Origin of the sequence: Micromonospora lutea, assembly GCF_016863535.1 — a bacterium.
GTDB classification, from domain to species: Bacteria; Actinomycetota; Actinomycetes; order Mycobacteriales; family Micromonosporaceae; genus Micromonospora; species Micromonospora lutea.
Window position 1 is genome coordinate 108,167 of sequence record NZ_BOPB01000026.1, and the last position, 12,043, is coordinate 120,209.

11 protein-coding genes and 1 riboswitch are annotated in these 12,043 nt (G+C 70.3%); of the genes, 5 read left to right on the forward strand and 6 right to left on the reverse strand.

Features of this window, described 5'->3' with window-relative positions; all coding sequences use genetic code 11:
* The first annotated feature begins 263 nt into the window (after nucleotides 1-263).
* Nucleotides 264-376, forward strand: a riboswitch (SAM riboswitch).
* Nucleotides 377-643: 267 nt separating this feature from the next.
* The 3 genes from Vlu01_RS21455 to Vlu01_RS21465 are packed head-to-tail and all read left to right on the forward strand — an operon-like array spanning nucleotide 644 to nucleotide 3,038.
* Nucleotides 644-1,492 (forward strand): ABC transporter substrate-binding protein, encoded by an 849-nt coding sequence (locus tag Vlu01_RS21455; protein ID WP_204002430.1) that lies wholly within the window; start codon nucleotides 644-646, stop codon nucleotides 1,490-1,492.
* Nucleotides 1,493-1,527: 35 nt separating this feature from the next.
* Complete coding sequence (locus Vlu01_RS21460; protein ID WP_204002432.1) at nucleotides 1,528-2,310, forward strand: amino acid ABC transporter permease; 783 nt, start codon at nucleotides 1,528-1,530, stop codon at nucleotides 2,308-2,310.
* On the forward strand, nucleotides 2,307-3,038 hold the full coding sequence (locus tag Vlu01_RS21465; protein ID WP_204002435.1) for an amino acid ABC transporter ATP-binding protein: 732 nt from the start codon (nucleotides 2,307-2,309) through the stop codon (nucleotides 3,036-3,038). Before Vlu01_RS21460 ends, Vlu01_RS21465 begins: the two co-directional genes overlap by 4 nt.
* 17 nt (nucleotides 3,039-3,055) lie before the next feature.
* On the opposite strand, the gene Vlu01_RS21470 is transcribed toward Vlu01_RS21465, so the two are convergent.
* The 3 genes from Vlu01_RS21470 to Vlu01_RS21480 all read right to left on the reverse strand — a co-directional run bounded on the left by Vlu01_RS21470 (nucleotide 3,056) and on the right by Vlu01_RS21480 (nucleotide 6,713).
* Nucleotides 3,056-3,991, reverse strand: a complete 936-nt coding sequence (locus Vlu01_RS21470; protein WP_204002438.1) for a DUF559 domain-containing protein — start codon at nucleotides 3,989-3,991, stop codon at nucleotides 3,056-3,058.
* Between the two features lie 179 nt (nucleotides 3,992-4,170).
* A complete protein-coding gene (locus Vlu01_RS21475; RefSeq protein WP_204002441.1) occupies nucleotides 4,171-5,796 on the reverse strand; it encodes an ABC transporter permease in 1,626 nt (541 codons plus the stop codon).
* A complete protein-coding gene (locus tag Vlu01_RS21480) occupies nucleotides 5,793-6,713 on the reverse strand; it encodes an ABC transporter ATP-binding protein (protein ID WP_204002444.1) in 921 nt (306 codons plus the stop codon). Before Vlu01_RS21480 ends, Vlu01_RS21475 begins: the two co-directional genes overlap by 4 nt.
* A gap of 102 nt (nucleotides 6,714-6,815) precedes the next feature.
* Between Vlu01_RS21480 and Vlu01_RS21485 the strand changes: the two genes are divergently transcribed.
* Nucleotides 6,816-7,613 carry a TetR family transcriptional regulator gene (locus Vlu01_RS21485; RefSeq protein ID WP_204002446.1) on the forward strand — a complete coding sequence of 266 codons (798 nt, stop codon included), beginning with the start codon at nucleotides 6,816-6,818 and terminating at the stop codon, nucleotides 7,611-7,613.
* Nucleotides 7,614-7,682: 69 nt separating this feature from the next.
* Here Vlu01_RS21485 and Vlu01_RS21490 read toward each other — a convergent pair whose 3' ends face one another.
* The gene (locus Vlu01_RS21490; protein WP_204002448.1) at nucleotides 7,683-9,008 is read right to left on the reverse strand and encodes a metallophosphoesterase; all 1,326 of its coding nucleotides are present in this window, start codon (nucleotides 9,006-9,008) and stop codon (nucleotides 7,683-7,685) included.
* Nucleotides 9,009-9,150: 142 nt separating this feature from the next.
* A complete protein-coding gene (glpK, locus tag Vlu01_RS21495; RefSeq protein WP_204002450.1) occupies nucleotides 9,151-10,668 on the reverse strand; it encodes a glycerol kinase GlpK in 1,518 nt (505 codons plus the stop codon).
* Between the two features lie 277 nt (nucleotides 10,669-10,945).
* Here glpK and Vlu01_RS21500 point away from each other — a divergent pair, with 277 nt between their 5' ends.
* Nucleotides 10,946-11,449, forward strand: coding sequence for an ATP-binding protein (locus Vlu01_RS21500; protein WP_204002452.1), 504 nt, complete (start codon nucleotides 10,946-10,948; stop codon nucleotides 11,447-11,449).
* A gap of 21 nt (nucleotides 11,450-11,470) precedes the next feature.
* Here Vlu01_RS21500 and Vlu01_RS21505 read toward each other — a convergent pair whose 3' ends face one another.
* On the reverse strand, nucleotides 11,471-11,791 hold the full coding sequence (locus Vlu01_RS21505; protein ID WP_204002454.1) for a TraR/DksA family transcriptional regulator: 321 nt from the start codon (nucleotides 11,789-11,791) through the stop codon (nucleotides 11,471-11,473).
* Nucleotides 11,792-12,043: the final 252 nt, after the last annotated feature.

Below are 12,043 nucleotides of genomic sequence, written 5' to 3' on the forward strand. Positions count from 1 at the left end.
CGGTTCGGGGTTCGCCCGCCGGTACCCCACCACGCGCGTCGAGCCTGGGAGTTCCACCCTCCCGGCCCACGTGGTGAACCACCGGCGGTGTCTTCGGATGCGGACCGCACCGCCCACCGCTGACCAGACCGTAAGGGATCACGCGGTTCGTCGGCAACACCCTCGACGGGTGTACGCACCCGATTCCGCCTGGGTTGCCCCAGAGTGAGGCCGGTCATAACGGGTGGACGTTGGCCCATCACGGGCTGCTAGCCTCGGCGGCAGGTCATGAGCGCCAGCGTCAAGCCCCGGCTCGCTGGCCGGCAACCCTCCACCGCGCAGGGGTGCCCCGGGTGAGGACCAGGCATCGGAGCGACCACCGGTGCAAGCGTGGCCTGGATCCCCAGGTCATCACGACCTTGAGGAGAGCCATGTCGTACCGTAGTCGATCCGCTCCCGTGGCGATCCGCCTCGACCTGACGGAGCGCCGGCACATCGACATGATGCGGATTTGTACCGCCGCGTGTAGCTGACCGCGTCGCCGGTCGCCGGACCCTGACGGTTCGGCGGCCTCCCTGTCATCGATCCATCCCAGCGGTCCGCCCACCGGCGGACCGTCGGTGCGGCACGTCCGTGCCCACCGTCGCTCATCCAGGAGAGACCTGTGCGATTCCTTCCTACCCTGAGCCGGGCCGCCGCCGTCGGCGTCGCCGCGATCCTCGCTGCCACCACCCTGACCGCCTGCGGCTCGGACTCCGCCGGCGACGCCGCCGACAACCCGTACCAGCTGCTCCAGCCGGGAGTGCTGCGGGCCGGCACGCTCACCGACGCCCCGCCGAACGTGTACCTCAAGGACGGCAAGTTCACCGGCTTCGACAACGACCTGCTGGTCGCCGTCGCTGACAAGCTCGGCCTGAAGGTTGAGTTCGTCGGCACCGACTTCTCGGGGCTGCTCGCCCAGGTCAACAACCGCAAGTTCGACGTCGGCAGCTCCTCGATCACCATCACCGAGGCGCGCAAGAAGACCGTCGACTTCGGCAACGGGTACGACTTCGGCTACTTCGGGCTCGACGTACCCGCCGGGTCGGCGTTGCGCAGCTTCGACGAGCTGCCCGGCAAGCGGGTGGTGGTCGTGCAGGGCACCGTCCAGGACGACTACGCCACCGGCAAGGGCCTGGACCCGGTACGGGTGGCCGACTACAACGGCGCGATCAACCAGCTCAAGGCCGGCACCGCGGACGCGTGGATCGCCCCCGCGGAGATCGGTGAGAAGACCGCCGCGGACAGCGGCGGCAAGATCACGGTCGCCGCGAAGGAACTCAGCCCGGCACCCACCGCGTACGCCTTCGCCAAGGGCAACGACGCGCTGCGCGAGGCGCTGAACAAGGCCCTCGACGAGGTGATCGCCGACGGCACCTGGACCCGCCTTCAGCAGCAGTACTACCCGGGCCGACCGATCCCGGCCGACTTCACCCCGGGCAGCGGTGACGTGACGGTGCCGGCTACCTCCTGAGGTAGGACGACCAGCGAGCAGGGCGGAGGTTGACCGTGGATCCGTTGCGCACCCTGTGGGAGACGTTCTTCGACTGGGAGTCGATGCGTGAGGCGCTCCCCGAGATGATCACCGTCGGGTTGCCGAACACGCTGATCCTGGCGGTCACCGCCGCCCTGCTCGGCTCGGCGATGGGCATCGTCCTGGCGGTGGCGGGGATCTCGCGTACCCGCTGGTTGCGCTGGCCGGCGCGGGTGTACACCGACGTGTTCCGGGGCCTGCCAGCGGCGGCGACGATCCTGCTGATCGGGGTCGGGCTGGCGCCCCTGGGCATGCAGGTGTGGGGACCCAACCCGTACCCGCTGGGCATCCTGGCGCTGTCCCTGATCGCCTCGGCGTACCTCGGGGAGATCTTCCGCTCCGGCATCCAGTCGGTGGAGGCCACCCAGTTGGAGGCGGCCCGCGCGTTGGGGTTCTCCTGGCGTGAGGCGATGCGGAGGGTGATCATCCCGCAGGGGATCCGGCGGATCCTGCCGGCCTGGGTGAACCAGCTGATCGCCCTGATCAAGGACTCCAGTCTGGTCTACTTCCTCGGCCTGCTGGCCAGCCAGCGGGAGCTGTTCCGGATCGGGCAGGACTACGCGGCCAACACCGGCAACCAGTCGGCGCTGCTGCTGGCGGGCCTGTTCTACCTCGTGCTGACGGTGCCGCTGACCCACGTCGTCAACTGGATCGACAGGCGTCTGCGGCAGGGTCGACCGGCGACCGCGCCGACCAACGACGACCCCGACGACCTTGACCTGGCGCTGCCCGGCGCCGCCGGAGGCAACCAACGATGAGTACCTCGGTCAGTCTGAGCCTGCGCGACGTGCACCTGGCCTTCGGGCGTCACCAGGTGCTGCGCGGGGTGGATCTGGACGTCACGCGCGGCGGCACCGCGTGTGTGATCGGCCCCTCCGGCTCGGGCAAGTCAACCCTGCTGCGCACCATCAACCGGCTGCTCGAACCGGACCGTGGCGACGTGCTGCTGGACGGGCGCAGCGTGCTGCGCGACGACCCGGACGCCCTGCGCCAGCGCATCGGCATGGTGTTCCAGCAGTTCAACCTCTTCCCCCACATGAGCGTGCTGCGCAACATCACCCTGCCGTTGCGCCGCATCCGCAAACTCGGCGAGGACGAGGCCGTGACCCGGGCCCGGACCGAACTCGACCGGGTCGGGCTGGCCGCCAAGGCCGACGCCCGGCCCGCGCAGCTCTCCGGTGGGCAGCAGCAGCGGGTGGCCATCGCCCGCGCGCTGGCCATGCAGCCGCAGGTGATGCTCTTCGACGAGGCCACCTCGGCGCTGGACCCGGAACTGGTCAAGGGGGTGCTGGCGCTGATGGCGGAGCTCTCCGCCCAGGGCATGACCATGGTGGTCGTCACCCACGAGATGGGTTTCGCCCGTCAGGTCGCCGACACCGTCGCCTTCATGGACGCCGGACGGGTGCTGGAGGCCGGCGAACCGCAGGCCGTCTTCGAGTCGCCGCAGCACCCCCGCCTGCGCCGCTTCCTCTCCCAGGTGCTGTGACCTCTGACCGTCGTTGATCAGCGACGGCGGCCGGCGAGGATCGCGGAGGTCTCCCGGCGCACCTCGTCGGGCTCCCGCACGAGGCGTCGCTGGCTGAACCTGACCACCAGGATGCCGACCGTGGCGAGCAACGCGTCGCGCCGCAGGTCGATCTCGCGCTGGCGGGGATCGCCGTGTGAGGTGGCACCGTCCAGTTCGATGTTGACCCGCTCCTCCTCGGCGAACAGGTCCAGGTACATGGTCCGCTTGCCCACCCGGACACGTACCTGACGCATCAGCACCGGCAGCTCCGGGCCGGTGAAGACGCGGTCATGTCCCCAGATCTCCAACGGGCTGCGGCAGCCGACGTCGAGCCGGTCGACGAGTGCGGACAGCGCCGCCCGCCCGGTCAGCTTCGGAGCGATCGCGCTGCGGAGCCGGGACGCCGTGGTCATCCGGTCGTTCACCGCCCGAACGATCGGCCCGATGCGGCTCTCCTCGGGCAGCAACGGCCACGAGTGCGCCAGCGCCTCCTCCAGCCGGACAACCGGCACGCCCCGTCGCACCACGACGTGTGGTGGTCCCGCCGCGAATCCGGTGCGATGCCGCACCACCAAGTTCGTCCTGCTGCGTAGTCCCACACCGGCCGGCACGTCGAGGTACACCGGCTCACCGGCTGGTTGAGGCCGAAGACCGTACACGTCCAACGCGGTCAACGCGCTCAAGGCCGCCCGGCCGTCGGCGTATGCGAGTGCCGCCCGCCGAGCGACCTCGGGTGTCACCCTTGCGAGCAGACTGGCCGATTCCGGGCCGGCGAGCAACGAGTCTTCGACATAGACCGCCGGCAACACGCGACGCAGCCAACCGTTGCGGTACGCCCGCCGCAGCGTCCATGGCGGTACCACCTCAAGTGCCCGAGCACGGGTCACCACACCCCCATGAGCCTCGACGAGTGATCGGAGCAGAGCGTCCACAGCGATCGAGCCTGCCCCAGAGCAGGCACACCCCGCCGCCCCCTGTGGACAGCCCTGCCCACTGTGGACAACCCCGCGCGCCCCTCGCGCGTGTGGTAGGCGTTCCTGATCGTCTGCAATCGAGTGACCGGAACAGCGGCGTGTCGGGTCACCCGATCGCAGACGATCAAGGTTGCACCTCAGGTGGGGGTGTCGCGGCGGCGGAAGGTAATGAGGCCGATGGCCAGCAGGGCGGCGGCTGCGGCGGTGAGGAGCACCAACGGCAGCACGGTGACGTCGACGGCGGGCACCGACGGCACGTGGGTGTACGGGGAGAGGTTCAGCGCGGCCTGCGGCAGGTCCAGCGCAGCGCCCAACTGGCCGAGCAGCAGGAACGCGATCAGCACCGCCCAGCTCAACGCGACCGACCAGCGCGGCAGCGCTCCGAACAGCGCGGTCACCACCCCGGCGACGACCAGCAGGGCCGGCAGCCACAGCAGCGCGGCACCGGTCAGCTCGACGGTCCAACCGACCGGGTCACCGGCGGCCAGCCCGTACCCGAGGCCGGTGGTGACGCCGGCCAGCAACATCAACGCCAGCGCGCCGAGCACCGCGCCGACCACCTGCGTGCCCAGCCACCGGTGGCGGCTGATCGCGGTGGCGAGCAGCGGTTCGAGGATGCCGTCGGACTCGTCGCCGCGTACCCGCAGCAGGGCCTGCACGACGTACGCCCCGATGGTCAGGGCGAACAGTCCGAGCATCGCCGCCAGGAAGGCGTCGACCAGCTCGTCTCCGCCACCGAGTTGGGCGATCGCCTCGGCGGCGGCCGGGTTGTCGGCGATCATGTCGTCCACCTCGTGGCCGGCCAGTCCCATGGCCAGGCCGAGCACCGCCACCCCGACCGCCCAGCCGATCAACGCGCCCCGGTGCAGTCGCCAGGTCAGTCCGGCCGGACTGAGCAGGCCGGCGGCGGCGCGGGCCGGGCCGCGCCGCGCGGCGAGCAGGCCAGCGCCGACGTCACGGCGTTCGGCCAGCGCGTACGCGGCGGCGACCCCGGCGATGAGCAGGACGGCCGGTAACGCGAGCACCCACCACCGTTCGTCGCCGAAGGCACGGATCTGGGTGCCCCAGCCCAGCGGCGACAACCAGGTGGGCCAGGCACTGTCCAGTCGCAACCCGTCTGTGGAACGCTGACCCAGCACGTCACCGGTGGCCCGGAGCAGGAACGCCACCCCGACGGCGGCGGCGGCGAGGGCGTTGGCGCCCCGGGAGGTCACCGAGAGCTGCGCGGTGACGGCGGCCACGCCGGTGAAGGCGAGACCGACGCCGACGATCGCCGCGGCGGCGGCCACCGAGCCGGCGGCGGGTAGCCCGGCGCCGATGAAGGCGACCGCGAGCAGCGCCCCGGCCAGCGCGTTGGCACCGACGACGACGACCAGCGCAGCGGTGAGCAGCGCGTACCGGCCGACGGCGGCGGCACCGAGCAGCTCGGCGCGTCCGGTCTCCTCGTTCTGGCGGGTGTGCCGGATCACGGCGAAGGTGCTGAGCAGCGCGGTGAGCACAGCCAGGGTCAGGTAGGTCTCAGTGACCACCACGGCACCGAGATCGCTGCTGGCGACCGGCCCGTTGAAGGCGCGGGCGACGACACTGCTGTTGGCCACCTCGACGTAGCCGAGACGGTTCTGCTCCTCGGGGTAGATGCTGGCCACGCTCTCGGCGAGGGCGTAGCCGATCAGGGGGCTGCCCAGCGTCCAGATGGCCAGCCGGACCCGGTCGCGACGCAGCGCGAGCCGGGCGAGCCGGCCGGTGCCGGTGAAGGCGCTCATCGGGTACCTCCGGCCGCCGGTCGCTGCTCACTGTCGGTGGCCTCGCCGTAGTGCCGTAGGAACAACTCCTCCAGGGTGGGCGGGGTACTGGTCAGCGCGCGGACCTCGAAGCGGACCAGGTGGGCCAGGAGGGTGTCGAGGTGTTCGGGTTCGACCTCCAGCCGGACGCGACCGTCGACCGGGCGGACCTCGTGCACGCCGGGCAGTTCCGCCAGGCCGGTCACCGGACGTCCGGTCTCGACGGTGACGGTGGTACGCGCCAGGTGCCGCAGCTCGGCGAGGGTGCCGGATTCGACGATCCGTCCCTCCCGGATGATGCTGACCCGGTCGCAGAGCGCCTCGACCTCGGCGAGGACGTGGCTGGAGAGCAGGACACTCGCGCCGGCCTGGGTGAGCTGGCGGACCTCCTCCTGGAACACCGCCTCCATCAGCGGGTCGAGCCCGGACGTGGGCTCGTCCAGCACGTACAGCTCGACGTCCGAGGCGAAGGCGGCGACGATGGCGACCTTCTGTCGGTTGCCCTTCGAGTAGGTGCGGCACTTCTTCGTCGGGTCCAGATCGAAGCGTCGCAGCAGTTCGTCGCGACGACGCCCGTCCAGTCCGCCACGCAGCGCACCGAACAGGTCGATCGCCTCTCCTCCGGATAGGTTGGGCCAGAGGTTGACGTCGCCCGGCACGTACGCCAGACGTCGGTGCAACGCGACCGCATCGCGCCACGGGTCGCCGTCGAGGACGCGGACCTGCCCGGAGTCGCGGCGCAACAGCCCGAGCAGGATCCGGATGGTGGTGGACTTGCCCGACCCGTTGGGTCCCAGGAACCCGTGCACCTCCCCCGGTTCCACCCTCAGGTCGAGCCCGTCGAGCGCGCGTACGCCGCCGAAGGTCTTGACGAGGTTCTCGATGGAGATCACGGACATGGGTGCCTCCCGCCATTGTCTGCCGCACCGCTGCACTGACCGATGGTAAGGGATCGGCGCGAGCGGCACCGTACGGCGGTCAGGACCGACTACGCTGTCGCCATGACCTGGGAGGAGGCCGACAGCACCCGCGGCCGGATCCTGCGCACCGCGTCGACCCTCTTCTCCGAGCAGGGCTACCAACGCACCTCGTTGCGGCAGATCGCCGAGCGGCTGCGGCTGACCAAGGCTGCCATCCTCTATCACTTCCCCAGCAAGGCACACCTGCTCGCCGCACTGGCCGAGCCCCTGGTTCGCGACCTGGAGACACTGCTCGACGTCGCTGGGCAGCTACCCGGTCGTCGGGCGAGATGGACGCTGCTGGAGGGGTGGGTGGACACGATGCTCGCGCACCGCGGCCCGCTGGGCATGCTCTTCCACGATCTCGCACTTGTCGACCGGGGCAGCACCTACCACCGGCTGATGCAGATCGCGATGCGGGCCAACGAGATCGTCGCCGGCCCGGACGCCGGCCGTCGGGAGCGGGTCCGGGCGGTCCAGGCGATCGCCATGTGCAGCGACCCGGTGGTCTTCCTGATCGACGTGCCCGCGTCGGTGCTCCGGGCCGACATGCTCGACGGCGTCCGCCGCCTGCTGGGTGAGACACCGCCCGGCGAGCAGGAGAGGCCCGGCGAGCAGGAGACGGCCGGCGACGCCGTCGGCGCGCCGTCCGGACGGGTGGGTCGGCGACGGCCGGGCCGACCCCGGTCGATGAGTCCGGAGCAGGTGCGGGCCGCCCAGCGGATGCATCTCGCGGGCACTCACTCGGCTGACGAGATCGCCGCCGAGTTCGGCGTCTCGCGCGCCACCGTCTACCGACATCTTGACGCGGTCGACGATAACGAGATAGTTCTAAGATAGTTTCGAGACAGGGTGTTGGTGTTCATCGGCGGTGGCGCGCGACACGTCCGCGAGCCACCGCCGACGGCGTCACCGCACCAGGCCGATCCCGGCGTACGCGCGCTCGTGCGCCGGGAACTCCTCGTCGGTGTGTGGCGCGTAGATCCAGGTACGCAGCGAGTTCGCCGCCGCGTCGATCTCGACCAGCCGCACCGGGTTGGTCCGCCGGGAGTGGAACGTCTGCAGGAATGAGTGGATCCGGTTGCCGTGCACGCCGGTGTCCACCCGGGCCGCCGCCGTCCCGGTGTGGCCCGAGAAGACGAATCGGACGTTGGGGTACCGCGCCACGAGGTTGTCGAAGAGGTACTGCGGGCTGGTGGAGCCGTAACCGGGCGACTGCCCGATCGTGGCGTCGCTCTCCAGGTAGTGGTGGGTGACGATCACGACGTTGTGTCGGGGATGTGCGGCCACCACGGCCTGCGCCCAGGCGACGGCCGCCCGGCGCGGCCACAGTTCCAGGTTCAGTACCAGCCACCGCACCCCGCCTGCGGTGTAGGTGGCGTACGTGTTGTCCACCTTGCCCGCCTCGAACTGACCACCAACCGCCCCGAACCGTCCAACCGTGAAGTACCGGTTGAACACCGTCGTGTCGCGCAGCAGCTGCCCGGCGGGACGGCGCAGCTCCCCGCCCGGACCAGCCGCCTGGGTGTCGTGATTGCCGACCGCAAGGGTGTACGGCATCCCGGCCGCCTCCAGCGGACGTAGGGCGGCACGCGCGCGCTCGTACTGCACGTGGTCGGGGGTGTCGTAGTTGACCACGTCGCCGGAGTGCGCCACGAAACGCAGGTCAAGGGCGGCGCGTTGGGCGACCAGCCAGTCGACGCGCTGACGCAGCCGGGCGTCGTCGGCGGTCAGCACCTCCTCCTGCGTGTCCGGGACCACGGCGAAGGTGAAGCTCGTGTCGGCGGTCGGGGGCGGCTGCGTCCGCACGTAGGCCAGGTGCGCGTTGCGATCGCACGTGCCCGTGTACCGGTCGTTGACCAGCTCGATCCGGACGTCGTGCCGGCCCTCCGGCAGCTCCGCGCCGACTGGATAACTTCCGTAGTCGGTGGCGCTGGCCACGGTGACCTCGCCGGCCAGGTCCCCATCAACCCTGACCCGCAGGATCGGCCAACCGTCGCAGTGGTCGCCGATCGCACCGAGGACCAGGCGACCCGCGCCCTGTACCGGAATGGTGGCGTAGCTGGCGTTGTGCCACAGCGTGGCGTGGGTGCCCGACGCCGGCCGCGGCGTGCCCGTCGCCGGCTGGATCGAGCCGTTGACCACGGTGAACGGTGACGCCGCCTGCGCCGCGCCAGCCAGTACGCCAGCCGACAGTACGACCACGACCGCCATGATCGCGCGCTTGATCCGCATGGATGCCCTCCCTGTCCGCGCCTCCGGCAGACGCCGGACATCGGGATGCTAAAGCAGACTGACCGGACATCCCGGCACCACGACATCGACACGCAGTGACATCAATTATCCGAAAAGTAATCGGATGGGACTGCCAGCTCGATCAGTCGACGTCGACCCAATCCAGGGTGCGCTGCACCGCCTTACGCCAGCCGGCATATCCGACCGCACGCTGCTCCGACGACCAGGACGGCTGCCAACGCCGGCTCTCGTTCCAGTTCTCCCGCAGTTCCTCGGTGTCCCGCCAGAACCCGACGGCCAACCCGGCCGCGTAGGCCGCGCCCAGGGCGGTGGTCTCGGCGACCACCGGCCGGCTGACCGGCACCCCGAGAATGTCCGCCTGCAACTGCATGCACAGGTCGTTGACGGTGACGCCGCCGTCCACCTTGAGGCACTCCAGCGTCACCCCCGAGTCCTGCGCCATCGCCTCGGCCACGTCGCGGCTCTGATAGCAGATGGCTTCCAGGGTGGCCCGGGCGATGTGCCCGTCGGTGTTGTAGCGGGACAGACCGACGATCGCGCCCCGGGCGTCGGAGCGCCAGTACGGGGCGAACAGACCGGAGAAGGCCGGTACGAAGTAGACCCCACCGTTGTCGTCGACCTGCCGGGCGAGATCCTCGCTCTGCCCGGCGCTACTGATGATCTTCAGCTGGTCGCGGAGCCACTGCACGGCCGAACCGGTGACGGCGATGGAACCTTCGAGAGCGTAGACCGGCGGTTGGCCGGCGAACTGGTAGCACACGGTGGTGAGCAGTCCCGCCTCGGAGCGGACGATCTCCGAGCCAGTGTTCAGCAGCATGAAGTTGCCCGTACCGTAGGTGTTCTTCGCCTCGCCCGGCGCGAAGCAGACCTGACCGACGGTGGCCGCCTGCTGGTCGCCCAGATCTCCGGTGATCGGGACGGCGCCGGCGAACGGGCCGTTCGGCAGCGTGACCCCGTAGGCGTCCGGATCGGACGACGGGACGATCCGGGGCAGCATGGCGCGTGGGATGCCGAAGAACGACAACAGTTCGTCGTCCCAGTCCAGGGTCGCCAGGTTCATCAGCATCGTTCGGCTGGCGTTGGTGGGATCGGTGACGTGCGCGCCACCGTCGGTACCACCGGTGAGGTGCCAGAGCAACCAGGTGTCGGTGTTGCCGAAGATCGCCTCACCGCGTTCGGCGGCGCTCAGTACCCCGTCGACGTTCTCCAGAATCCACTGGATCTTCCCACCGGAAAAGTAGGTCGCCGGCGGTAGGCCGGCCTTGCGCCGGATGACCTCGCCGCGCCCGTCACGCTCCAACGCCGAGGCGATCCGATCGGTTCGGGTGTCCTGCCAGACGATGGCGTTGTAGTACGGCCGACCGGTACGCCGGTTCCACACCACCGTCGTCTCCCGCTGGTTGGTGATGCCGAGGGCAGCCAGGTCACCCGCGGCCAGGCTGTTCGTGTTCAGCGCCGTACGAACCACGGTCTGGGTGCGTTCCCAGATCTCCAGCGGGTTGTGCTCGACCCAGCCGGCGCGCGGCAGGATTTGCTGGTGTTCGAGCTGGTGGCGACCGACCTCGTTGCCACCGTGGTCAAAGATCATGAACCGGGTGCTGGTGGTGCCCTGGTCCACGGCGCCGACGAAATCCGCCATCCGGGTCTCCTTGTCGTGGTCCTCGCTGCGGTGGCCTCGGGGTAGATCCTTCCCGATGTCCGCGCCGCTCACCACGGGCGACTGACGCGCCGGGCAGGTGGACACGCACACCCGGCGGTGCACCGACCGGTTCGGCGGCGCGGACCCGGCCGAGCGGCCGGCGGCGGAGGCAGACCGCTGGGCCGGTCCCGTGCTCCGACGCCGATGGCGGAACGACGTCGGATGGTTGCTCCGCTGCAACGGTCGCGGATGTCCGGGAACCACGTACTCTGCCTGCATGAACAACCTCGGATCGCCGGACGGTCGGGATTCCGGCGATCCCTCCCCCGGTGGCGACGAGGCAATCCCGCTGCTGTCCGAGCCGTTCACCGCGCAGACCGTGACGGCGCTGCGGCACCTGCTCAGCGCGCGGGTGGCCACCGCCGGTCTCACCGGCGACGTGGCCGAGGATCTCGTCCTTGCCGTGCACGAACTGGTCACCAATGCGGTGCTGCACGGCGGGGGTCGAGGGCGACTCGATCTGTTCCGGCGGGCCGACCTGCTCGTCTGCGAAGTCACCGATCATGGTCAGGAAAGCGGCGGGGACCTGCCGGTGCACTTGCCGGCGACGAACACCCCGGGTGGCCGGGGCCTCTGGCTCGCCCATCACCTGACCGGGGCGTTGACGCTGACCCGCCGACCCGACGGTCTGACCGCGACCGTCACCGCCAGTCTGCACACCAAACCGTCCGCCACACCCGAGTCGCCCGAGGTGGCCACGGACCGGCCGCCGCACCCGTGAGGCCGGCGGCCGGTCGCGTGGTCAGCGGTTCTGCTTCTGCTGGCACGGCACGCAGAACCGCGCGTGCGGAAGAATTTCCAGGCGCTCCCGAGGGATGTCCGTCCCGCACTTCTCGCAGCGACCGTAGCCGCCGGCGGTGAGGCGTCGCAGTGCCCCGGAGATCTGTTCGATGCTCTGCCGGGTGGCGGCGATCAGCGCGGCGTTGGTGTGTGCCTGCGCCGGGTCGCCGGTGTCGGCCGTCAGTTGCGTCAGCCGAGCCGTCTGGGCCTCGAACTCGTGGTTCAGCGTCAGCTCAAGGTTGGTGAGCCACTGCTGGTCGTAGGTGTCGGTCCGTTCGCTCATGTCGGTTCCTTCCCGGAAAAAGAAAAAGGGCCGAAGCTGTGCGCTTCGCCCTCGGCCGTCACTCTGTCGGTGAACGGTCTCCGGAGGGCTCCGACCGGCGGGGCGGGGCTGGCCCTGACCAGCCCGCGCCGGAACTCGACGCGCCCGGGTCGCCGCAGCCTGCCCGCGCAGCACAACCGGCGCCGCCGCCATGACGGCGGCGACGCGGGTGAGCAGCACGGCGGGTCGCATCAAACAACCATAGGCGGCGGC

Bases quoted from the DNA above. Each gene is read 5' to 3' on its own strand.
- Vlu01_RS21500 (WP_204002452.1), top strand. From the start codon at position 10,946: ATGAACAACCTCGGATCGCCGGACGGTCGGGATTCCGGCGATCCCTCC.
- Vlu01_RS21480 (WP_204002444.1), bottom strand. From the start codon at position 6,713: ATGTCCGTGATCTCCATCGAGAACCTCGTCAAGACCTTCGGCGGCGTA.
- glpK (WP_204002450.1), bottom strand. From the start codon at position 10,668: ATGGCGGATTTCGTCGGCGCCGTGGACCAGGGCACCACCAGCACCCGG.
- Vlu01_RS21505 (WP_204002454.1), bottom strand. From the start codon at position 11,791: ATGAGCGAACGGACCGACACCTACGACCAGCAGTGGCTCACCAACCTT.
- Vlu01_RS21465 (WP_204002435.1), top strand. From the start codon at position 2,307: ATGAGTACCTCGGTCAGTCTGAGCCTGCGCGACGTGCACCTGGCCTTC.
- Vlu01_RS21475 (WP_204002441.1), bottom strand. From the start codon at position 5,796: ATGAGCGCCTTCACCGGCACCGGCCGGCTCGCCCGGCTCGCGCTGCGT.
- Vlu01_RS21485 (WP_204002446.1), top strand. From the start codon at position 6,816: ATGACCTGGGAGGAGGCCGACAGCACCCGCGGCCGGATCCTGCGCACC.
- Vlu01_RS21490 (WP_204002448.1), bottom strand. From the start codon at position 9,008: ATGCGGATCAAGCGCGCGATCATGGCGGTCGTGGTCGTACTGTCGGCT.